This window comes from Kibdelosporangium aridum (genome assembly GCF_900176515.1).
Lineage (GTDB): Bacteria > Actinomycetota > Actinomycetes > Mycobacteriales > Pseudonocardiaceae > Kibdelosporangium > Kibdelosporangium aridum.
The window spans coordinates 85730-106311 of the sequence record NZ_FWXV01000011.1 but is presented as its reverse complement, the minus strand read 5'-3'; the positions used below and the strand labels follow the sequence as shown (position 1 = coordinate 106311).

The window sequence follows — 20582 nt, the reverse complement described above, 5'->3', positions numbered from 1 at the left end:
TGACCTGTTCGTAGTGGGGTGAGGCGGGGCGTGCCCGCCCGGAAGGAGCAGTGCCATGGCGAAGTACCTGCTGTCCGTGCACACCGCCGCGGAGCAGACCCGTGCCCCGATGACGGAGGAGGAGATGCGGCAGGCAGACGCGCAGCTCAGCGTCCTTGAGAAGGAGATGGGCGCGGCCGGTGCCTGGGTCTTCTCGGGTCGTCTGCATGATCCGGACACAGCGACAGTGGTCCGGGTGTCCGACGGTGCTGTGCTGACCACTGACGGCCCGTTCGTGGAGGCGAAGGAGCACCTCGGTGGGTTCTACGTGATCGAGGCGGAGGATCTGGACGCCGCGCTCGGCTGGGCGTCGAAGGTGACGGCGTTGATCAACGCTCCGATCGAGGTGCGCCCCTTCGCCGGGTTCGCGGCCGAACCGGGTGCCGGGGCCTGAGCGTGCTCGACGAGGCCATGATCGGCCGGATCTTCCGTGCGGAGTCCGGCCGGTCGGTGGCTGCCTTGATCCGGTTCTTCGGTGACGTCGACGTCGCTGAGGACGCGGTCCAGGACGCTTTCGCCACGGCACTGCGCAAGTGGCCGGTCGACGGGCTGCCGCCCAATCCAGGCGGCTGGATCACCACGGCGGCTCGCAAGTCCGCGATCGACCGTCTGCGCCGGGAGTCTCGGGGCCGGCAACTGCTCGACGAGGTCGCGGTGCTTTCTCCAGACGACGGCAGTGATGACAGTGTTGGCAGTGCTGTGGTCGACGATGTACCGGATGACCGGCTTCGGCTGATCTTCACGTGTTGCCACCCGGCGTTGTCGGTCGAGGCGCAGGTAGCGCTTACGCTGCGGCTACTGGGTGGGTTGTCCACGCAGGAGGTCGCTCGCTCGTTCTTGGTGAGCGAGCCGACGATGGCGCAGCGGCTGGTGCGGGCCAAACGCAAGATCAAGGCCGCTCGGATTCCGTACCGCGTGCCAGAACGCCCCGAGCTGCCTGACCGGCTCAAGTCGGTACTCGCGGTCCTTTACCTGCTCTACAACGCCGGAAGCGCCGAGGCGATCCGGCTCACCCGGATCGTCGCGGCGCTCATGCCCGACGAGCCCGAAGTCGCCGGACTGCTGGCATTGTTGCTGCTGACCGAATCCCGCCGGGCGTCGCGGACACGACCGGACGGTTCGCTCGTGCTGCTCAGCGACCAGGACCGGACGCGGACGCAATGGGATCGCGCCTTGATCGACGAAGGCCAGGCGATCGTCCGGTGGTGCCTGCGACGTGACGAACCCGGTGCGTACCAACTCCAAGCCGCCATCAACGCGGTGCACAGCGACGCGGCCACTGCGGAGCAGACTGACTGGTCGCAGATCGTCGCGTTGTACGACCAGTTGCTCGCCGTCGCTCCCACGCCGGTCGTTGCGCTCAACCGTGCTGTCGCCATCGGCGAGGTGCGAGGCCCAGCAGCCGCCCTGGCCTTGGTGGACGAGCTGGACTTGGACAACTATCACCCGTTCCACGCCACTCGAGCGGATCTTCTGCGGAGGCTAGGCCGCCATACTGAGGCGGCGGCTGCCTACGCGCGTGCCGCTCTGCTGGCACCCACGCAGGCCGAACGGGACTTTCTGCGCAAGGGCGGCCGGTGCACTTGAGAGGATCGAGGCAATGGCATACGACGAAGGCCTGGCCACCCGGTTGCGGGACCTGCTGCCCGCGCTGACCGAGAAACGGATGTTCGGCGGCCTGGCCTTTCTGCTCAACGGCAACATGACCGTCGGAATACTCGGCGAAGCGTTGATCGTGCGCCTGGACGCCGACGAGGCCGCGGACGCTTTGGCTGAGCCGGGCGCCCGGCCGTTCGATTTCACCGGCAGGCCGATGACGGGCTGGCTGATGGTCGATCCAGAAGGACATGCCGAGGACGACGACTTGCGCCGCTGGGTCGACCGCGCGATCGACTTCGTCGGCTCACTGCCTCCCAAGGTGCCATAAGAGCGTGCGGGGTAGCCTCGGTGAGGTGTTCGACTCGCCAGATTTCGATCTTGAGCCGTACGCAGGCGTCGACGCGGATCGATTTGTGCGCCGGACGTTCTGCAGTTGGGACAGGCTTGGCTGGCGGTCTCTGCTGGTTCAGCGGTTCGAGCACGTGTCGCAGGTCGAGGAGATGGCGTTACCGGCGACAGCCGACGTCCACCTGATCATGACCGTCGCGGGTCGAACCGAGATGGAGACCCGGACCGCGGGGCGCTGGAAGCGTCAGCGTTGGACGCCTGGGAAGCTCGACGTGCTTGTCCCGGGGCAGGACGCACAGCGCCGCTATCGGTCCGCGGTTGCGTTGCGGACGTTGCAAGTCCACATTCCACACACCACAGTGGACCGGGTGGCTGGGCAGCTGGCTGGCCGGGCCGTGGACTACGAGCAGATGGCCGCGTCGGTCGCGGCGGGTGATCCGGTTGTCGAGCACACCTTGCGGTCCCTTGAGACATCTCACGCGATCGACGACCTGTACGCGGAGTCCGCCGCCGCGTTCCTTGCCGTGCACCTGCTGACGCACCACGGCGGGCGAGCAGAACTACGCGGGCCCAATGATGACCAGCGCCCCGTGCGTAAGGCGGTCGCGGTGATGCGGGAACGTCTGGCTGAACCGTTGACGCTGGCGGACATCGCTGCCGAGGTGGGCTTGAGCGTGTACCACTTCATCCGGGTGTTCAAGGCCGCTACCGGACAGACCCCGCATCGGTACCTCACCGGTCTGCGGGTCGACGAAGCGCGCCGGCTGCTGCGCGACAATGATCTGTCACTCGAGCGGATCGCGGCGCGGTGCGGGTTCGGTAGCGCGGGCTCCTTCTCGACGACGTTCCTGCGGCACACCGGTGTGCGGCCGTCGACCTACCGCAATTCCTGATCGGTTGTCCGCAATCGCGCGCATTCTCACCGCATCGGCGCGTGCCTAGCCTTCGTCCTGTGCCGAGTTCATCCTCCACGGCCGATATCGAGCCGTTCACCATCGCCGTTCCCGACGCAGCACTCACTGATCTGCACGCGCGTCTTGACCAGGTCCGTCTCCCCGAACAGGAGACGGTGAACGACGCCTCGCAAGGCCTGCGGCTCGAGCAGATGCACGCACTTCTGCAACAGTGGCGCAAGCATGACTGGCGGGCACGCGAGGAACAGTGGAACGCCATTCCGCAGTACCGCACCGTCATCGACGGTCTGGGGTTCGTGTTCTGGCACGTCCGTTCGCCGGAACCGGCAGCGACACCGCTGCTGCTGACCCACGGCTGGCCAGGATCGGTGCTGGAGTTCGAGCAAGTGCTCGATCCGCTCAGCGATCCCGTGGCGCACGGCGGGGATCGCAGCGATGCGTTCCACCTCGTCGTACCGTCACTGCCGGGGTTCGGGTTCAGCGACCGTCCTAACGCGACCGGCTGGCACCCCGGCAGGACGGCGCACGCGTGGGCCACGCTGATGAGCCGACTCGGCTACGAGCAGTTCGGCGCGCACGGCGGTGACTGGGGCGCGTTCGTCAGCACTGAGCTGGCCAGGCTCTACCCGTCGCGGGTGACTGGCCTGCACCTGACAATGCCGGTCGCGTCGCCGTTGCCGGAAGACAGGCAGACCGCGTCACCCAGCGAACTGCGCATGATCGAGCGTCGCGACCTGCACCTGGCCGACGGCTACAGCTTCGGGATGCAGATGGGCACGCGACCACAGACGCTCGGGTACGCATTGCTTGACTCACCGGCCGGGTTGGCGGCGTGGCTGGGGGAGAAGTTCGCCGCCTACGCCGACACCCGCCCCGAGGCCGGTGGCGGTGTGAGCCTGCACCAGCAAGCCGACGGCATCAGCCTGTACTGGCTGACCGGCACCGGAGCATCCAGTTCCCGGTGGTACTGGGAGGCGTTGCGCTGGGTCCCGCGAGGCCCCGAGGAGGAGAACGCGCAGCCGGTGACCGTGCCTACGGCTTGCTCGCTGTTCCCAGCCGAGCCGTGGCCGACGGCTCGGCGGTGGGCCGAACGCCGCTACACCGACCTGCGCTCGTGGCACGAACTGGACCGCGGCGGCCATTTCGCCGGCCTCGAACAACCGCAACTGCTGGTCCAGGAACTACGGGAGGCGTTCCGGCGGCTCACGCCTTCAGGTACGTGAGCACTGCGAGCACTCGCCGGTGGCCCGCGTCCGTGGTCGGCAGTCCCAGCTTGGCGAAGATGTTGCCGATGTGCTTGTGGACGGCGCCGTCGCTGATCACCAGCATGCTGCCGATCGTGGTGTTGGAGTGGCCTTCGGCCATCAGCCCCAGTACTTCCCGCTCGCGTGGGGTGAGGGCGTGCAGGGGGTCGTCGGCACGGCGGCGCACGAGAAGCTGGGCGACGACCTCAGGGTCCATCGCGGTGCCTCCGGCCGCCACCCGCTCCAGCGCGTCGAGGAAGTCAGCGACCTTGCCGACCCGTTCCTTGAGCAGGTACCCCACGCCGCCGGATCCGTCGGACAGCAGCTCGGTCGCGTAGCTCTCCTCGACGTGCGCCGACAGCACGAGCACTGCGAGGCCGGGCCACCGTTTGCGTGCCTCGACCGCGACGCGCAGGCCTTCGTCGCGGAACGTCGGCGGCATCCGGACGTCGACCACGGCGACGTCCGGGCGATCGGCCTCGAGCGCGGCCAGCAGGTCATCGGGGTTGTCGACGGCAGCGGTGACGTCCATGCCCTCGGCACGCAGCAGGTGGGTGAGCCCCTCCCGCAGCAGGGCGTCGTCCTCGGCGATCACGATGCGCACGCCTCATGGTCCCGTAGGGATCTCCACCCTGATCACAGTGGGCCCGCCTGGCGGGCTGACGATCTTGGTCGTGCCGTCGAACGCGGCGACCCTGCGCTGGATGCCGAGCAGTCCGGTGCCGTGCGCGTTGTCGGCGCCGCCACGGCCGTTGTCGGCGACTTCCACGACGAGCACGCCGTGCTCGTCATGCAGGCTCACCGTGATGTGGTCGGCTCCGCTGTGTTTGACGGCGTTGGTCAGTGCCTCGGCCACTACGAAGTACGCCGCCGCCTCCACAGCGGCGGGCGCGCGTGGCAGGGGCTGCTCGTCAACGGTGCACGGGATCACGCAGTGGGCGGCCAGCGAGGCCACTGCGCCCGAGAGCCCACGATCAGCCAGCACAGGCGGGTAGATGGTGCGCACCACTTGGCGCAGCTCGGCGAGGGCGTCAGTGGCCGCGTTCTGCGCGGTGAGCACCGCGGGCAATGCTGATTCGGGATCGCGGCGCAGGGCACGTTCCACCATGCCCAGGTGCATCACCACCGCGACGAGCCGGTTCTGCGTGCCGTCGTGCAGGCTGCGCTCGATGCGCTGCAGTTCGGTGCCGTGCGCCTCCAGCGCGGCCGCCCGCGTCGCGGTGACCTCTTCGATGCGCTCGACAAGCGACTGCCTCGGCGGTCCGAGCCGTGTCGCGCTGACTCGCGCGTACCACCTGGCCAGTGGCGGCACGAGAAGCACGCCCACCAGGCCGTATCCGACGGCGGTTGCCACCGCGAACACGGCCTCGCCCCACGACCGCACCGGGACATCCAGGCTGGTGGTGACGCCGGGGAAGAGCCACCAGAACCCGGCGATCGCCAAGTTCTGCACGGCACCCAGCGGTGACCCGACCGCGACCGATCCGATGAACAGGCCGAGTGTCGCCTGCAGCCCGAGCCACTCGACGTTGCGGCGATCCTGGACCGCGGGCGGTGGCGGCGTGATCGAAATCCCCAGGAACCGGCCGGTGCGGTCCCGTTCGCGTGCCGCGAGCCGGTGGGCGAACGGCAGCACGCGGGACAGCAGCGGCAGCGTGACGACAGGCGCGATGGTCACGATCATCGCGAGCAGCACGAACAGGGCTTGAAATCCGACGAGCATGCCGTAGGCCAGAAACCGCCATGTTTTCGGCCACGACCGGTTCGGAGCGGGGGTGATCACGGCGGACACGCTAGGCGCCCGAGCCGACGGCGTCGACTGGACGTCCTCGCATGGCCGAGCGGGCGGCGAGCACGATCGCGGAGAACCCGATCACCGCGGTGGCAAGCACGATCATCCCGTATACCAACGGGTTGACGGACGGCAACGCTCGTCCGGTCGTCGCCACGCTGAGCCCGATCAGCGGCACGATCGCGACGGCGGTGCCGATCACCGTTGCCGCGCCGACCAGGACACCGGCTTCCAGCGTCATCATCCGCCGCACGTGCCTGCGGCTCGTGCCGATCAGCCGCAACATCGCGAACTCCCGAGCTCGGGCCCCGGTCGCCATCACCAGCGTGTTCACCACGGCGATGACCAAGTACAGCAGCAGCAACCCGTTGCCGATGAGGTTCGTCGCGGACTGCAGCGCCTGCTGTTCTTGCTGGGCGGCTGCGAACGTGGACCGATCGACCACGGCCACACTGGGATAGCGCTTCGGCAGCTCCCTCAGCGCGGTGACGTCCGCGCCGTCGGTGAGCGAAACGAGGATCGCGTCGTCGAACCCTGTGGTGGTGTGCCGGGCGAGCAGGTCGTGTGGTGCCGTGACGTCGCCGAATCCGAGTCCGTTGGCGTAGACCGCGACCACCCGGAGATCCTTGGGCGTGCCGTCCCCGAGATACACGTGCACAGTTTCGCCGACATCGGCTCCCACGGTTCCGGCCGCGGTCGTGCTCAGCGCGACCGTGTCGCCGTGTAGCTCGTCCATGGACCCTGATTTCACCGCGAGGTCCATTGTGGTGCGCAAGTGTTGCGGTGCGATCCCTTGTGCGGCAAAGGATTCGGCCTCGACCTCGTCGAAGATTTTGAACTCCAGCAGGACCTGCGTCCGAACCACCGGCATGGCGGACTGGACCCCGGCCACCTGGCGGACGGTGTCGGTAACCTCAGGCGACAGCCCGGCCGAGCCTCCCGACAGTACGAAGTCAGCGGTCACCCCGGTCTTGACCTGGTCCGCCGCGGCCGCCTCGGTGGTGGACATGCTGAAAAGCTGCACTGCCGCCATGGCCACCGCGAGTGCCAACGGCACGACCGCCGAGCTGAGCCTGCGGGCGTTCGCCCTGGTGTTGGCCACCGCGAGGTATCCGCTGATCCGTCCGCGGTTGAGCACTGGCGCCACGAACGTGACCGCGATCTGCATGAGACGCGGTCCGAGCAGGGCGGTGCCGATCATCAACAAGAGCACCGACCCGGCAGCACCACCTACGGCCGCCATGCCAGGCCCGATGAGAGGCACCACCGTACCCACGACCACGCCGAACACGAGGAGACCGATCCCGAATGCTCGTCGCCTGGCGCCGAGCTCGGCGGGTTCGACCGCGGCCTCGCCCAATGCGTCGACAGGGTTGGCTTTGGCGAGTCTGCGTGCCGCGAAGTATCCCGCCGCCCATCCGCCGAGTACGCACAGCAGTAGTGCGGCCACGGCGGGAAGCGGGCTGAACGCGAGTTGGAAGTCCGGTGGCAGCACGCCAACGGCTGCGAAGGCGTCCCGCAGCGCTCCGGCTGCGAAGAAACCGGGCACGCTGCCCAGCAGGGCTCCGGTCGCCGACACCAGGAGCACCTCGGCGCCGATCATCCGGTGGATCTGCTTGGGGGTGGCCGCGATCGCCCGCAGCACCGCGAGTTCCCGGCGCCTCTGCTGGATGGACAACCCCAACGTCGAGGAGACCACGAACAGCACGACCATGGCGATGGTCCCCATCAGCGATGCGGAGATCGCGATCAGGAAACCCCGTGCCTGACCGATGTCGAGGAACTCGACGTCGCCGATGTCCCGCCCGACGTACGTGGCCAGCGGGACGTCGGCCAGCTCCGCGGTGATCCGGTCCGCCAGTTCGCCGGGATGCACGCCCGGCTCGGCGAGAACCCCGACCGCGGCGAGCCGGTCAGACAACCTCGCGGCCGCCTCATCGGTGACGAACACGGCGGATTGCCTGCCTGCCAACGGACCCGACACGAGCCCAACGACACGGTAGTCCGCGGGCACGCCCCCGACAGCGACCCGCGTTGTGTCCCCTGCGGACAGTCCAAACGACGCGTCGACCACGACTTCGCCTGGTGCCGCCGGCTGCCTGCCTGCGGTCAGCGTGAACGGTGCCAGCTGCGCGGACGACCAACCGTGCGCGTACCCCTGGGTTGCATTGGGGGACAACACAGTCACCTCGACGCTGCGGTCAGGCACTGCTTGCCGGACGCCGGGCACCCGTGCGATTCGGTCCGTCACATCGGCTGGCAGGGGAGCGCGTTCGGCGAACGAGTTGAGGCCGTCAAGGCCCTGTTTGCCGCCGACCACGACCGCCGCGGCGGCGTAACGCTCTGGGGTGACACCGGACCGCAGCCCGGATTCCAGCAGGACACCGCTCGCGGTGATCACCGCGGCACCGAAGAACAGTGCGATGAACGCGGCGATGAACCCGCCACGACGAGCACGGATCGTGCTCCATGCAAGGGAGAACATCGGTCACGCCGCCCCGAGGTGAGTCATCCGCTCGGACACCTGCGCGGCCGTGGGGCGCCGCAGGTATCCCGCGATTTGGCCGTCGGCAAGGAAAACAACCTCGTCGGCGTACGACGCGGCGACCGGGTCATGGGTCACCATCAGCACGGTCTGGCCCAGTTCATCGACGAGGTGCCGGAACAAACTGAGCACCTGGCGGCCGGTGCGGCTGTCGAGAGCGCCGGTCGGTTCGTCGGCGAGAACCACGTCAGGCCGGTTGATCAGTGCACGCGCGATCGCAACCCGCTGCTGCTGACCACCGGACAACTGGGACGGCCGCCGGTCGAGCCGATCACCCATACCGACCCGTAGGAGCAACTCCCGCAACCACACACGATCGACATCACGCCCCGACAGACGCGGCACGAGCGCGACGTTCTGCTCGACGGTCAGCGCGGACATCAAGTTGTACGCCTGGAAGACGAACCCGACCCGCTCCCGCCGAACAGCGGTCAGCGCCGCTTCCTTCATCCCCGACAGCGTGACATCACCGAGCTGGACAGTGCCTGACGTCGGCTGATCAAGACCAGCCGCACAGTGCAGGAACGTGCTCTTGCCCGATCCCGACGGCCCCATCACGGCAGTGAACGTGCCCCGAGCGAGCTCAACGGACACCTCATGCAGCGCGGTGACTGCGCTCTCCCCGGCCCCGTAGGTCTTGGTCACGGCGTTCAGGCGCAGTGCGCACATGCGGTTCATGCCTGCGTTCCGTTCGCGGAAAGTCCCAGCTTGCCCCGGGTGGCCACGATCAGGACGACGACGGCGAGCAGGCTGAGCCCGAGCGCCAGGCGCCGCAGCCAGTTGGGCGGACCGCTGGCCCGGAGAACCGGTGTCTGCCTGCTGTTTTGCTGTGCGCTCAGGGATTGGGCGAAGGGTGTTGAAGTCATGGCGCAAACGTTAGGAATTGATCGTCCTGACGTCATTGCAGCCAAAGGGCATCCTGAAGGTAGAGCGCACTCCACCATGGAAGTGGGCCCGGCGCCCTGTCGACGGAGCACTGAGGCAACAGGGCTTTTGCCTAGGCTGGAGCGGCGAGGCGTCGCAGGTCGCATGATTACGTTGAGTTGGCGCGGACGCGATACCAAGTCCTCCAATCGCTCCAGCGGCATGACCGAGACGGCGGCTTGTACGGCGGTCAACACTTCGTTGAATTTTGTCGAGACGGCGGCCGAGCTGATCGGCAAATTCGGTGATTCGGCGTGCTGGAGCAGCAGGTCGACATTCCCGGCCCCTGGCACCACCGGGCTGCAGCTGGCCAGCATCAGCACGCTTGAGGTCCTGGTGCATGGCTGGGACATGGCCAGCGGCGCCGGCGTGCCTTACCAGCCGGACGATGCCGTCGTCAGGGCTGTGCAAACGTACGCCATGTCAGCGATCAGTGAGGCGCCACGCGGAGGTCCGTTCGGCCCGGTCGTCTCGGTGGCGGCCGATGCCGATCCGTTCACCGCGCTGCTCGGGTACCTGGGCAGACGCGGTTGAGTTCAGGCCGTGCGCGAGCAGGGCGTTTGTGATGCACTGTTCGCGCACAGGGCCGCACGAAGGGAGCCTGGTGTGGCAGTCGACGTCTGTCCGAAGGTGCTGATCCACCGGCCGAGGGCGCAGGTGGCGGCGTTCATGTTCGATCCAGCGAACGATCTGCGGTGGACCGGCGGGATCACGGCCAGCTCACCAGCTCAGCCGGGACTGCTCGTCACCGGGGCGACGGTCGAGCGCAGGGCGCGTTTTCTGGGCCGCTCGTTCACCTATGGGTACGTCGTCACCAAGCATGAACCCGATCGGCTCGTGGAGTTGCGGGTCGAACGGCCGTTCCCGATGACTGTTCGTTACGAGCTCGCTGATGCCGAGGACGGCACGGACGTCGCGATCCACGCCACCGGGCGGCCCGGGTGGTTCTTCCGCTGGGCGACCCCGTTGATGGCCCGGCAGGTGCACAAGAACATCGCCGCTGATCTCAAGCGGCTGCGAGCGTGCCTGGAGAACTGACTGTCCGGGATCTCTGTCACCACAACACGTCGATCAGGCCCACCGTCTGAGCGATGACCATGCCGAGCACGCACAGCACAAACAGTCCGATGAGGACGGTGAACCAGATCGGCACCGCCCGGCTGCGCATGGGTTGCGGGTGCGACAGCCCGGATGTGCTGCCCGAGTCCGGTGGGGTGTCACCGGGCCGCACGCCGCCCCCTGGTTCAAGGCCAGGGGTCCGGTCTGGGTCGGGATCGGGTGGGGGAGTACTCATCTGCCGGGGGTACCCGCTGCCGCGCGAACTACGCCAGGCGACGGATGACTACAATTCGGTTAGGACGAAATCAAATTCCAGTTCCGGCAGGGGTGCGACCGATGCAACCGCAAGAGCCAGGCCGGCTACCGCCGACGGCCGTGTGGACGTGGGCGGAATCGCTGCCTGATCTAGCGGCCGACGTGGTCACCGACGCCGATCTGACCCAGCCTTACCTTCATGTCCCCGTCGAAGTGTTGCCGAGCCGATTGGCGCCGCTGCGTTCCCGTGTGCTCGACTGGACGTACGCGGTCGGTCTGCTCGAGCATGAGCGGCAGGACATCGTCATGGCAACCGACGAGGCCCTCTCCAACGCGATGGAGCACGCCTTCCCCGACGGGATGGGCAAACTGACTTTGTTCGCCGCGCGGGATCGGTTGGCCCGGGCGGTGCATGTGGTGGTGTCGGACAACGGGACCTGGGCGGCACCGTTGAGCCCGTCCGCAGGCCGTGGGATGGGACTGGCCATGATGGACAGGCTCGCCGATGTTTTCGACCTGCACCACGACGAACGTGGAACCACGGTTGTGCTGCGTTGGTCAAGACGGGCCAACGCCTGAGCTACTCCACAGTAGACATACAGGTGTTACGTGTTGCCCTGCGGCGGCTGGGCGGATGTGTTGTCGGCCGGAGTGGGATCCGGGGCCCGGTTGCTGTGGGAATGTGTGGTCGGCCGGCTGCCGTCGACGATGAGGTCTGGTCCGCCCCAGTTGTCACCGTCGTGCTTGTCGAACCGATGTCTTCCCATCGCTACCTCCCGTGAGCGAACGCCCACGTCTATTACCCGCTACCGCCGTGCGTCATGTCCGCTCGTCGACGGATCGACCCGATCGAGTTATGCCTGTAAAGAGCCCATCATCCGCTCGGCTGCCGTGCCTGCCGTCGTCCTGACGAAGTTTGAACCGATCTGAAAAGGCAACTTCTCTCCCACCAGCTTCGGTCCGACGATGAGGGAGCGCCGCCATGCGTCAGATGAGTGCCGAGGTTCACGACTGGCTGGCCGGACGCAGCAGCAGCGCCGACGACTGGCCGGTGGAGGCACTGGTCGCGGCCAAGGGAGATGCCTCGGTCAGCGTGGTGTTACCGGCGCACAACGAAGCGGCGACCGTCGGCGTGATCGTGGAGATGATCCGCGAAACGCTGATGCGCCGCCATTCCCTCGTCGACGAGCTGGTCGTAGTCGATTCCTGCTCCACCGACGCGACCGCCGAGGTAGCGAGGGCAGCCGGTGCTCGCGTCGTCCACCAGCACGAGGTGTTGACGCACTTACCCACGCTGATGGGCAAGGGAGAGGCGCTGTGGAAAGGAATGTCCGCGACGAGCGGTGACGTCGTGGCGTTCATCGACGCGGACCTGATCGGCTGTCCGCCGACATTCATCACCGGACTGCTCGGTCCGTTGCTGATGAATCCGAAGATCGCGTATGTCAAAGGGTTTTACCGCCGGGCCTTGGTGCACGAAGGACGCACCGAACCCGACGGCGGTGGCCGGGTCACCGAACTGGTCGCACGGCCGTTGCTCAATTTGTACTGGCCGCAGCTCGCCGGGTTCGTCCAGCCGCTGGCCGGCGAATACGCCGGACGGCGGGAAGTGCTCGAAGCTGTTCCGTTCGTCGCTCACTACGGCATCGAGATCGGTTTGCTGATCGACCTGCTCGAACTGGTCGGGCTGGACGCGTTGGCCCAAGTGGATCTCGGCTACCGGCAGCACCGCCACCAGAGCAACGAAGCACTGGCGCGGATGTCGGCGCAGATCATGCTCACGGCCTTCACCCGCCTGGCCCGCCAGGGGATCGGTGAGGTGCCGGACTCCCCCCTGCTCATGCAATTCCGGCAGAGCGCGCACGGGGCGTTGCGTGATGTCGTGACGACCGAAATCGGTGTGCCGGAAAGACCACCGCTAGCGAAGGTACGGGCATTCCAATGAGCGTCCGGGTTTTGATCAACGCGGGTCCGTGGTTACCGGTCCCGCCCGATGGCTACGGCGGCATCGAGAACGTGGTTGCCACCCTGGTTCCGGAACTGCGGCGGCGCGGGGTGCACGTGGTCCTCGCGACCATCGGTGAAAGCCCGTTGGATGCCGACGAGAAAATCTTCGTGTACGACAAGCCTCAGTTCGGTCAGCTGCAGCGGCCGTACAACCGCGTCATGGGCTGCGCGACCGCGCACATGCAACGCGTGGTGCAAGAGCTGAGCGGTCGAGACGACATCGACCTGGTGCACGATCACCTCGAAGCCGTTGGGCCGACAGTGTTCGGTGCGATGGGCGCTGCCACTCCGCCTGTGCTGCATACATTGCATTGGGACCTCGCCAAGCATCCCGAGCTCTACGGCGGCTTTGACGGGCAAGACCGGATGTACGTCAACGGCGTCTCCGCCTCGCAACTCGCGCGAGCACCGAAAGCCCTGCAGGCGAACAGTCTCGGCCACATCCACCTCGCCACGCCGTTGGCCGACCACGCGGACCGCGTGATCGGGCCGGACAAAGACGACTACGCGGTCGTGCTCGGTCGCGTGACACCTGGCAAAGGGCAGCACGTGGCCGCCCGGTTGGCGCACGCCACGGGCATCAACGTGGTGCTGGCTGGACCTGTGGGTCCGTACCGGCAGCCTGCCGAGTTGGCGGATGCCCTGGCCACTGATCCTGAGGCGGCACGGAACCCGGACGTGCGTTATTGGTGCGACGAGGTCATGCCGTACGTCGACGGGCATCGTGTTCGCTGGCTGGGCTCGTTGTGTGCCGCCGAACGCAACCAGCTGCTCACCCGGGCCAAGGCGAGCCTGTTCCCCTTGCATTGGGAAGAACCCGGTGGCACCGCTGTGGTGGAGTCGCTGGCGCTCGGCACGCCGGTGGTGGGATATCGCCGTGGTTGTCTGCCCGAGCTGATCGACGAAGGCAGCACCGGGTTCCTGGTCGCCGCCGATGACGAGGACGCACTCGCGGCACGACTTCGATCTGCCGGCACCTTGAGCCCGAAAGCCTGCCGCAAGGCCGCGGCCACCCGCTTCACACCAGGAGTCATGGCCGAGATGTACCTCGACTTCTACGAGACCGTCCTGCGGCGTGCTCGTCGGGTGGCCGTAGCCACCGCCTGATCACGCGGTGCCGTCGAAAGTGAACACCGCTTGGACGACATGGCGTCGCCGTTCGGCTATCTCGGTGAGGAGTTCCGGCGCGCGCTCCACCGGCAGCACGTCGGTGATGACGTGCTTGAGGATCGTCTCGCCCTCCGCCCGCAGCATGGCCACCGTTTCCGCGGACAGTCGCTCTCGGTCCCATGAGTGCGACAGCCCGCGGGGAACCCGGCCGATCTGAGCGCAGCGAATTGCCAGGCCGTTGTGGTGGAATTCCTCGCCAAGTCGTACGGCGTCGGCTCCGTCCTGATAGAACGCGAGATCGATGACGGTGCCCTGCGGCCGCAACAACCGCAGGGCCAGCGCGAGGCTCGACGCCTGACCGCGGCACTGGAAAACCACATCGGCGCCCCGGTCGGCAGGCCCATGCCGCCAGCGGGTTTTCAGCAGCACCGCGGTGTCTTCGGCGTCAGGGTCCAGTGCGGCGAAGCCCAGGGACTCCGCGACCACGCGGCGTGCCTTCGTCGGATCGATGAGCACCACGTCCTCGGCGCCGTGCATGCGTGCGAAGAGCGCGGTCAGCAACCCGACGACGCCTGCGCCCGTGATCGCGACCTTCCGTCCGCACACACCGTCGGCCAACGAGCGGACATCCGCGCCGTGTTGGTCGGCGCCGGCGTGCAGCAGTCCGTTCGCGCAGATCGGACCCATGTGGGCGACGTAGATGCCCAGCAGCGGATTCAGGTCTTCCGGCACGGGAACCACCCGGTCACGCAGCGGATCGCCCCGGTAACCGCTGCGGTGGCCGTATGTCATGGCCACCAGGTCGTCCGGTGCCGGACTGGGGCTGCGGCTGGCCACAACCCGGCCGACCTGCATGTAACCCCAGCGCAGCACCGGATATCCGGTCGGCTGGTCGGTGCCGCGGAACAAACCGAGTTCGGGGTTCCAGCCGGCGGTGAGATTCGGGTGGCTGCCCTTGAAGAAGCTCAACTCCGTGCCAGCGGAAAGTCCGCTGTAGACGGTGTCGACGTCGAAAGCCCCTTCCGGTAAGGGCTCCGGCACTGTCTGCGTGCGCAGTTCCGCTCGGCCGGGCCGTTGGACAACCAGAACACGTTCGGTGCGCATCATGCCTCCGTCACCTTCACGGGAACTCCTTTGGCTGCGGACTCGGCGACCGCACAAGCAAGACGATGGGTCTGCAGCGCCTCGCAATAGGGCGTACGAACGTCGTCCCGCCTGCCCAGAACGGCATCCACGAACGCCCGGTCCGCCGCCGCTTTCGCAGTGTCCGGATCCACCGGGCGTACGGACGGGTCGCCGCCGTCGCGCAGCTCGAGCCCGTCTTCAGTCAAGGACAGGGCGAGGCCTTCGGCGTACACCTCGAGCCCGGCGCGGTGCTTCCACCCAAGCAGGCACGTGGCCGCGAGAGTGCCGACTGCGCCGTTGGTGAACCGCATGGTGACCACCGTGGCGCCGTCCACGTCGGCATCCGGCTCGCCAGGTGGCTTCCCGTCGGCGAAGGCGTGTACCTCGGCCACGTCCCCGACCAGGACCCTCGCCAGGTCGAGTACGTGGATGGCCTGTTCGATGACCTGCCCGCCGGACCGGTCGCGGTGCACCCACCAGCCGACCGGCGGGACCTTGTCCAGCCAGGCACCCATCGCCAGCCGCACGGGCCGATCGGCCAGTGCCTGCCGGGCCCACGTCACGGCGGGGGAGTACCGCCAGTGGTGCCCGACCGCGGTGACCACTCCGGTTTCGTCGACCAGCTTGCCGATCCGCTCCGGGACCGCACAGTCCAGACCGATCGGCTTCTCCACGAACATCGCGCGTCCGGCCGCGGCGACTGCTTCCTCCGCGGAACCGTGCGCGACAGGCGGCACACAGACGTACACCGCATCCACATCGGTCTCGAGCACCTCGGCAACGCCAGGCACCGCACGCATTTCGTGATCTTGCGCGAAAGCGCGGGCGCGGTCGGCGTCCACGTCGGTCACGCAGACCAGCTGTACGTCGTCAAATCCGGCGAGCATCCGCGCGTGCCGTTGGGCAACGCCGCCCGCGCCAACGATTCCAATCCGGCAACCAGCCATGCAGCTGGGATTACCCAGCAGGGAGGCGTTTAACGCGTGGCGCCGGCGAGCAGATCCACCGTGACGGCCGCGGTCCAGCTGAAGTCCCGTGCGCCGAGCCCCTGGCCGGTGATCGGGTTGACGTACTCGCGGAAACCGGCTGTGTCGGCCGCGCTGAGCAGCGCGTGTCGCACGGTGTCAGCGATGTCGTGCGCAGCGTGCAGGAGCAGCCCTCGCCAGATAAGCCAGCCGATGTTGAACCAGACCGGGCCACGCCAGTACCGGTTGGCGTCGAACAGCTCGTCGGTCAGGTCGAAACTCGGCGGCAGTCCGGTCTCGCCGATCCGGAACCGGCGTCCCACCGCGGTTTTCACCAGTGCGTCGGCCACCGACAGGCCGGGGACCACAAGCGGCACGATCCCGGCGACGCTGCCACCGCCCAGCGATTGTCCACTGTGTACATCGAATGACCGGAACGTCCCTTCGCCTTCGTCGAAGAGCACGTCCACCATGGCGGCGGACAGTTCAGCGACGGCCGCGCGGTGTGCGGCGGGGTCGGCGCCGATCTCGGCCGCGATGTCCGCCAGCGCCGATTCCGACGCGGCGAGCAACGCGTTGGTGAGCGGGTCCTCCACCGCGAACGCGTGCACGGCCAGGCTGTCGGCGTAACCGTGGTCGCGGTAAGTGGCAGCCAGCCGGACGTACCGGCCGTAGTCAGCGGCTGTCGGGCGTTCCGCCGCGGCCGCATGGTCCAGATCCCGCCGCTGGAATTCCCCGGCTGGCACGGGATTTATCCGGCTCAGCGGTGCGTCCCACGCGGGGCTGTTGTCCATTCCGGACTCCCAGGGGTGCACGATCGACACCAGCCCGTGCCCGCCGAAGCATCTGCGTTCGATGAGATATCGGTGCCACGCCACCAGACGCGGGTACAACCGCGGCAGGAAACCACGCCTGCGAGCCAGATCAGGGTCCGCGCGGAAGGTCTGCCACGCCGCCAGCGCGTGCACCGGGGGCTGGATGAGCCCCGAGGTCGCGGGACGGCCTGCGCCGAGCACCTCGGCCGAACGCCAGAAGTCGGCGCCGGGGAAGTAGGCCTCCGGTGGCGTCACCGGGTCGAAAACGATGTGCGGCACCCGCCCGTCCGGCCACTGGGCACCGAACAGCGACTCCAGTTCCCGCTGTGCGCGCAGTGCGGAGAGGTGCCGTAGCCCGACTGCGATGAACGCCGAGTCCCAGCTCCACTGGTGCGGGTACAGCCCACCGGCAGGAACTGTGGACTGCCCGCGCCAGTTGCCGAGCAGCACCCTGCTGGCCTTGGCGCGCAACGAAACCTGGTCGATCAAGATGCCCGCCGCAGGAACGGAGGGACCGACGCGACAGCGGCGGCTGGCTCGCCACGCAACCGGCACTCGAGCGACAGGTATCCGTCGTACCCGATGGCCGTCAGCGCGGCCAGCACTGCGGGCCAGTCGACGTGGCCGGTGCCTGGCTGGAACCGATTCGATTCGCTGACGTGGACGTGCCCGAGGTAGGGCGCGATCGCCACGAGCGCCGACGGCAGGTCGTCCTCCTCGATGTTCATGTGGTACGTGTCGGCCGCGACCTTCACCGACGCCAACCCGACTTCGCGCAGCAGGTCAGCGGCCTGCCCGAGCCGGTTGACCATGTGGTCCTCGTAGCGGTTGATCGGCTCGAGGTAGAGCGACACGCCCTCACGCGCCGCGTGCTCGCCCAGTTCGGTCAGCCCGGCGAGCAGCACCTCGCGGTCAGCTCCCTCGCTGCGGGGTGGCTCGAACGGGGGAAGCCTGCGCGAGAACATGCCGTAGGAGGCCGGGGTCATCACGCCCCGCCCGCCGATCTGCGCGATCACCGACAGCTGGGACTTCAGTTGAACGATCGCGTCCGCTCGCAGCTCGTCGTCGAAGGCGCCGAAGAAGTGCGACATCTCCACGCACGCCGTCGGCATCACGACTCCCGCGGCGGCCGCGCGCCGCAGTTCCGGCAGCCGCTCGCGGAAGGCGAAATCGCCCCTGCTGCGCAGCTCGATCCCGTCGTAGCCCGAGCGCACCGCGAACTCCCACTTCTGCTCGAGCGTGTCGCCGGGCAGCAACTGTTCCTGGCAGGCCAGTTTGGTCATTCCTCACCCCTGTTGTCCGGCCCCTGAAGTTCGGCGCCGAAGTCGAAGACGATCTGCAGGGCGTCCGCCGGGCTGGCGTCCAGCACCTGGTAGGCCTCCGCCGCGCGCGACGGCGGGAGCAGGTGGGTGACCAAGGCGGCCGGGTTGAGCACACCTCGTGCGCACAGCCGCAGGAAGGTCTCGTTGAGCCGGTTCTGATCCCATCGGCCGGACAGCGTCGCGGGAACGCCGCCGATCTGGGAGCTGACCAGCTCGGCCCGGTTGTGGTGGAACTCCTCGCCGAGCCGCAGCCCGCGGCCTTCGTCCTGGTAGAAGCCCGCGGCCACGACTCGGCCGCCGGGCGTCACGGTTCGGATGGCCTCGTGCAGTGCGAGGTACGAACCGCTGATCTCGATCGCCACGTCGACGCCGCGTCCGCCGTTGAACTCCCGCACACGCTCGGCGGCCGAGTCCGCGATCGGATCGACCGCGAGCGACGCGCCGAACTCCATCGCTCGTTCGCGGCGTGGCGCCAACGTGTCGACGGCGACCACGTCGACTCCGCTGCGGATCGCCATCTGGGTGACGAGCAGGCCGATGACGCCCTGGCCGAAGACCGCCACGAGCTCGCCGAGGTGCAAACCGGCGGCGAGCAGGGCGTTCAGTGCGACCGCGCCGACTCTGGCGAAGGACGCGGCGAGCGGATCGACACCGTCGGGCACAGTGCGCACCTTGTCGGCAGGCAGGACCGCTTCGCTGCAGTGACCCCAGATTCCCCACACGGTGTCGCCGACTCGCAGGTCTTCCGGCGCACCCGGGGCCACCTCGACGATCTCGCCGACCTCGGAGTACCCCCAGCCGGTGATCGGGTAATTCGGGTGCACACCGTCGCCGTTGGTGGTGAACAGCCGTCGCTGCGGATCCCACGTCCTGGTCAGGTACGGGTTCGTGCCGCGATACGCGGTGAGCTCGGTCCCAGCGGAGATCCCTGAGTACTGCGTCTGCACCCGTACTTCTCCCCGGTTCAGCGCTAACGCGGGGACGTCGACGAGTTCGACGCGTCGGGGACCGGTGAACTGGACGACGCGCGGCAATGGCCCTCCTCTGGACGATTCCGCCGGGCACTATACCTACTTTTGTATTGCCAACAAGCATAAGTACTGCTGTAGTGTCCATACGTCGATCAAAAGCAAGGGGGCTGATCGTGCGGGGACGGTTCAGGCTGGTCACTGCGGCGCTGGCCGCCTGTCTGGTCAGCGGGTGCTCCACCGGTGTGGCTGCGGACAACGCCCTGGTGGTGTGGAGTCTGGAGAACCAGACAGATCGGATCAGGGCCACCGAGCGGATCGCTGAGCGGTTCACCCAGCAGACCGGCATTCCGGTCCGGGTGGTCGCCATCGACGAGAACCAGTTCAGTCAGATGATCATGTCGGCCGCGGCGGCGGGCAGACCGCCCGACGTGATCGGCGCTCTGCCGCTCACCGCGACCTGGCAGCTGGCCGGTAACGAACTGCTCGACACCCGTGCCGCGCAGGAGATCGTCGACCGGCTGGGCCCGTCGACGTTCGCGCCCCGCGCGCTGGGCCTGACCAGGGACGGTGACCGGCAGCTCGCCGTGCCGTCGGACGGCTGGGCGCAAATCCTGGTGTACCGCAAGGATCTCTTCGCCGCCGCCGGACTGGGCACACCGGACACCTACGACAAGATCACGCAGGCCGCGCGAACCCTCAACCGGGACGGCATCGCCGGCATCTCGATCGCCACCTCGGCCAACGACGCGGCCACCGGGCAGGCCTTCGAAGGCCTCGCCTCGGGCAACGGCTGTGAACTCATCGACGGCAACGGCCAGATCACCCTGGACAACGCCCAGTGCCGTGGCGCGTTCCGGTTCGTCAACGAGCTGATCACCTCCTACTCGTCGCCCGGAGCGCAGGACCTGGACAGCACCAGGGCCACGTACCTGGCCGGGCGCTCGGCGATGATCATGTGGTCGTCGTACCTGCTCGACGAACTCGGCGCGCTGCGTGCCGACGCGATGCCGTCGTGCCCGCAGTGCCAGCAGGACCCTGGTTTCCTCGCGGCCAACAGCGGGGTGGTCGGCGCGATCAAAGGACCCGATGGCGGCGCCGCCGCGCAATACGGCGAACTCACGTCATGGACCGTGCAGGTCGGTGCGAAACGCGAGGAAGCGAAACGGTTCGTCGAGTACATGCTGGACGAACAGGCGTACCCGGAATGGATCGGGATGGCGCCGGAAGGCAAGATCCCGGCTCGCCGGGGCACGGTGGCCGATCCGCAGCGGTTCACCACGGCGTGGGAGCGGATGCCTGCCGGCGTCGACACGAAACGGCCGCTTGGTGAGATCTATCCGCCGGAGACGATGCGGGAACTGCGCGAGAGTACCGATCACTTCCGCCGCTGGGGGTTTGACCAGCGCCAAGGTGTGCTGATGGGCGCGGCGCTCAGCGAGATGCCGGTCAGCAAGGCAGTCGAGTCGATGCTCAGCGGGACGACCGCCGACGAGGCGGCCGAGCAGTCCGCGGCCGATGTCCGCGCGATCCAGACCTCCATGAGGTGAG

General features: G+C 67.8%; 23 protein-coding genes. 11 read left to right on the top strand and 12 right to left on the bottom strand.

The window, feature by feature from the left end; all coding sequences use genetic code 11:
• Window positions 1-55: 55 nt before the first annotated feature.
• From B9C43_RS43370 to B9C43_RS43350, 5 genes are read left to right on the top strand one after another with little or no spacing between them, the layout of a single operon-like run.
• Window positions 56-433, top strand: coding sequence for a YciI family protein (locus B9C43_RS43370; protein ID WP_084433222.1), 378 nt, complete (start codon window positions 56-58; stop codon window positions 431-433).
• A 17-nt stretch (window positions 434-450) separates the two neighbouring features.
• A complete protein-coding gene (locus tag B9C43_RS43365; RefSeq protein WP_084433475.1) occupies window positions 451-1626 on the top strand; it encodes an RNA polymerase sigma factor in 1176 nt (391 codons plus the stop codon).
• Between the two features lie 13 nt (window positions 1627-1639).
• Window positions 1640-1966, top strand: a complete 327-nt coding sequence (locus B9C43_RS43360; protein WP_084433221.1) for a TfoX/Sxy family protein — start codon at window positions 1640-1642, stop codon at window positions 1964-1966.
• Between the two features lie 4 nt (window positions 1967-1970).
• Window positions 1971-2879 carry an AraC family transcriptional regulator gene (locus tag B9C43_RS43355; RefSeq protein ID WP_235039191.1) on the top strand — a complete coding sequence of 303 codons (909 nt, stop codon included), beginning with the start codon at window positions 1971-1973 and terminating at the stop codon, window positions 2877-2879.
• Between the two features lie 59 nt (window positions 2880-2938).
• Complete coding sequence (locus B9C43_RS43350) at window positions 2939-4123, top strand: epoxide hydrolase family protein (RefSeq protein ID WP_143447007.1); 1185 nt, start codon at window positions 2939-2941, stop codon at window positions 4121-4123.
• Here the strand turns inward: B9C43_RS43350 and B9C43_RS43345 are convergent.
• Genes B9C43_RS43345 through B9C43_RS43325 form a run of 5 tightly spaced genes read right to left on the bottom strand, consistent with a single transcriptional unit; the run spans window position 4104 to window position 9347 of the window.
• Window positions 4104-4748 (bottom strand): response regulator, encoded by a 645-nt coding sequence (locus B9C43_RS43345; RefSeq protein WP_033383969.1) that lies wholly within the window; start codon window positions 4746-4748, stop codon window positions 4104-4106. The genes B9C43_RS43350 and B9C43_RS43345 overlap by 20 nt on opposite strands.
• A gap of 3 nt (window positions 4749-4751) precedes the next feature.
• Entirely contained in the window at window positions 4752-5927 is a 1176-nt protein-coding gene (locus tag B9C43_RS43340; protein WP_143447006.1) for a sensor histidine kinase, read from the bottom strand.
• Between the two features lie 10 nt (window positions 5928-5937).
• On the bottom strand, window positions 5938-8421 hold the full coding sequence (locus tag B9C43_RS43335) for an ABC transporter permease (protein ID WP_084433217.1): 2484 nt from the start codon (window positions 8419-8421) through the stop codon (window positions 5938-5940).
• A 3-nt stretch (window positions 8422-8424) separates the two neighbouring features.
• Entirely contained in the window at window positions 8425-9159 is a 735-nt protein-coding gene (locus tag B9C43_RS43330) for an ABC transporter ATP-binding protein (protein ID WP_084433216.1), read from the bottom strand.
• Window positions 9156-9347, bottom strand: coding sequence for a hypothetical protein (locus B9C43_RS43325; protein ID WP_084433215.1), 192 nt, complete (start codon window positions 9345-9347; stop codon window positions 9156-9158). The genes B9C43_RS43330 and B9C43_RS43325 overlap by 4 nt, the downstream gene beginning before the upstream one ends.
• Before the next feature lie 220 nt (window positions 9348-9567).
• Here B9C43_RS43325 and B9C43_RS43320 point away from each other — a divergent pair, with 220 nt between their 5' ends.
• Both B9C43_RS43320 and B9C43_RS43315 read left to right on the top strand, forming a co-directional pair.
• Complete coding sequence (locus B9C43_RS43320; RefSeq protein ID WP_084433214.1) at window positions 9568-9939, top strand: DinB family protein; 372 nt, start codon at window positions 9568-9570, stop codon at window positions 9937-9939.
• A 72-nt stretch (window positions 9940-10011) separates the two neighbouring features.
• Complete coding sequence (locus B9C43_RS43315) at window positions 10012-10443, top strand: SRPBCC family protein (RefSeq protein ID WP_084433213.1); 432 nt, start codon at window positions 10012-10014, stop codon at window positions 10441-10443.
• A gap of 16 nt (window positions 10444-10459) precedes the next feature.
• Here the strand turns inward: B9C43_RS43315 and B9C43_RS43310 are convergent, their stop codons facing one another.
• Window positions 10460-10699 (bottom strand): DUF6480 family protein, encoded by a 240-nt coding sequence (locus B9C43_RS43310; protein WP_033394025.1) that lies wholly within the window; start codon window positions 10697-10699, stop codon window positions 10460-10462.
• Between the two features lie 101 nt (window positions 10700-10800).
• Between B9C43_RS43310 and B9C43_RS43305 the strand changes: the two genes are divergently transcribed.
• Window positions 10801-11298, top strand: coding sequence for an ATP-binding protein (locus B9C43_RS43305; RefSeq protein ID WP_160097116.1), 498 nt, complete (start codon window positions 10801-10803; stop codon window positions 11296-11298).
• Between the two features lie 26 nt (window positions 11299-11324).
• Here the strand turns inward: B9C43_RS43305 and B9C43_RS57115 are convergent, their stop codons facing one another.
• Window positions 11325-11486, bottom strand: a complete 162-nt coding sequence (locus B9C43_RS57115; protein WP_160097114.1) for a hypothetical protein — start codon at window positions 11484-11486, stop codon at window positions 11325-11327.
• Between the two features lie 215 nt (window positions 11487-11701).
• On the opposite strand from B9C43_RS57115, the gene B9C43_RS43300 reads away from it, so the two are divergent.
• Window positions 11702-12664, top strand: a complete 963-nt coding sequence (locus B9C43_RS43300; protein WP_084433212.1) for a glucosyl-3-phosphoglycerate synthase — start codon at window positions 11702-11704, stop codon at window positions 12662-12664.
• Window positions 12661-13833, top strand: a complete 1173-nt coding sequence (locus tag B9C43_RS43295) for a glycosyltransferase (RefSeq protein WP_033394023.1) — start codon at window positions 12661-12663, stop codon at window positions 13831-13833. Before B9C43_RS43300 ends, B9C43_RS43295 begins: the two co-directional genes overlap by 4 nt.
• On the opposite strand, the gene B9C43_RS43290 is transcribed toward B9C43_RS43295, so the two are convergent.
• Genes B9C43_RS43290 through B9C43_RS43270 form a run of 5 tightly spaced genes read right to left on the bottom strand, consistent with a single transcriptional unit; the run spans window position 13834 to window position 19097 of the window.
• Window positions 13834-14943, bottom strand: a complete 1110-nt coding sequence (locus tag B9C43_RS43290) for a zinc-dependent alcohol dehydrogenase (RefSeq protein WP_200825959.1) — start codon at window positions 14941-14943, stop codon at window positions 13834-13836.
• The gene (locus B9C43_RS43285; RefSeq protein WP_084433211.1) at window positions 14940-15908 is read right to left on the bottom strand and encodes a Gfo/Idh/MocA family protein; all 969 of its coding nucleotides are present in this window, start codon (window positions 15906-15908) and stop codon (window positions 14940-14942) included. The genes B9C43_RS43290 and B9C43_RS43285 overlap by 4 nt, the downstream gene beginning before the upstream one ends.
• A gap of 29 nt (window positions 15909-15937) precedes the next feature.
• Window positions 15938-17230: an MGH1-like glycoside hydrolase domain-containing protein gene (locus B9C43_RS43280; protein WP_235039190.1), complete on the bottom strand. Its 1293-nt coding sequence runs from the start codon at window positions 17228-17230 to the stop codon at window positions 15938-15940.
• The gene (locus B9C43_RS43275; protein ID WP_084433210.1) at window positions 17227-18024 is read right to left on the bottom strand and encodes a sugar phosphate isomerase/epimerase family protein; all 798 of its coding nucleotides are present in this window, start codon (window positions 18022-18024) and stop codon (window positions 17227-17229) included. Before B9C43_RS43275 ends, B9C43_RS43280 begins: the two co-directional genes overlap by 4 nt.
• Window positions 18021-19097 carry a zinc-binding dehydrogenase gene (locus B9C43_RS43270; protein WP_084433209.1) on the bottom strand — a complete coding sequence of 359 codons (1077 nt, stop codon included), beginning with the start codon at window positions 19095-19097 and terminating at the stop codon, window positions 18021-18023. The genes B9C43_RS43275 and B9C43_RS43270 overlap by 4 nt, the downstream gene beginning before the upstream one ends.
• Window positions 19098-19207: 110 nt before the next feature.
• Between B9C43_RS43270 and B9C43_RS43265 the strand changes: the two genes are divergently transcribed.
• Window positions 19208-20581 (top strand): ABC transporter substrate-binding protein, encoded by a 1374-nt coding sequence (locus tag B9C43_RS43265; protein ID WP_200825958.1) that lies wholly within the window; start codon window positions 19208-19210, stop codon window positions 20579-20581.
• The last annotated feature ends 1 nt before the right edge of the window (window position 20582 follow it).

Bases quoted from the DNA above. Each gene is read 5' to 3' on its own strand.
- B9C43_RS43330 (WP_084433216.1), bottom strand. From the start codon at position 9,159: ATGAACCGCATGTGCGCACTGCGCCTGAACGCCGTGACCAAGACCTAC.
- B9C43_RS43320 (WP_084433214.1), top strand. From the start codon at position 9,568: ATGACCGAGACGGCGGCTTGTACGGCGGTCAACACTTCGTTGAATTTT.
- B9C43_RS43310 (WP_033394025.1), bottom strand. From the start codon at position 10,699: ATGAGTACTCCCCCACCCGATCCCGACCCAGACCGGACCCCTGGCCTT.
- B9C43_RS43335 (WP_084433217.1), bottom strand. From the start codon at position 8,421: ATGTTCTCCCTTGCATGGAGCACGATCCGTGCTCGTCGTGGCGGGTTC.
- B9C43_RS43295 (WP_033394023.1), top strand. From the start codon at position 12,661: ATGAGCGTCCGGGTTTTGATCAACGCGGGTCCGTGGTTACCGGTCCCG.
- B9C43_RS43370 (WP_084433222.1), top strand. From the start codon at position 56: ATGGCGAAGTACCTGCTGTCCGTGCACACCGCCGCGGAGCAGACCCGT.
- B9C43_RS43365 (WP_084433475.1), top strand. From the start codon at position 451: ATGATCGGCCGGATCTTCCGTGCGGAGTCCGGCCGGTCGGTGGCTGCC.
- B9C43_RS57115 (WP_160097114.1), bottom strand. From the start codon at position 11,486: ATGGGAAGACATCGGTTCGACAAGCACGACGGTGACAACTGGGGCGGA.
- B9C43_RS43360 (WP_084433221.1), top strand. From the start codon at position 1,640: ATGGCATACGACGAAGGCCTGGCCACCCGGTTGCGGGACCTGCTGCCC.
- B9C43_RS43325 (WP_084433215.1), bottom strand. From the start codon at position 9,347: ATGACTTCAACACCCTTCGCCCAATCCCTGAGCGCACAGCAAAACAGC.
- B9C43_RS43290 (WP_200825959.1), bottom strand. From the start codon at position 14,943: ATGATGCGCACCGAACGTGTTCTGGTTGTCCAACGGCCCGGCCGAGCG.
- B9C43_RS43285 (WP_084433211.1), bottom strand. From the start codon at position 15,908: ATGGCTGGTTGCCGGATTGGAATCGTTGGCGCGGGCGGCGTTGCCCAA.
- B9C43_RS43305 (WP_160097116.1), top strand. From the start codon at position 10,801: ATGCAACCGCAAGAGCCAGGCCGGCTACCGCCGACGGCCGTGTGGACG.
- B9C43_RS43300 (WP_084433212.1), top strand. From the start codon at position 11,702: ATGCGTCAGATGAGTGCCGAGGTTCACGACTGGCTGGCCGGACGCAGC.
- B9C43_RS43275 (WP_084433210.1), bottom strand. From the start codon at position 18,024: ATGACCAAACTGGCCTGCCAGGAACAGTTGCTGCCCGGCGACACGCTC.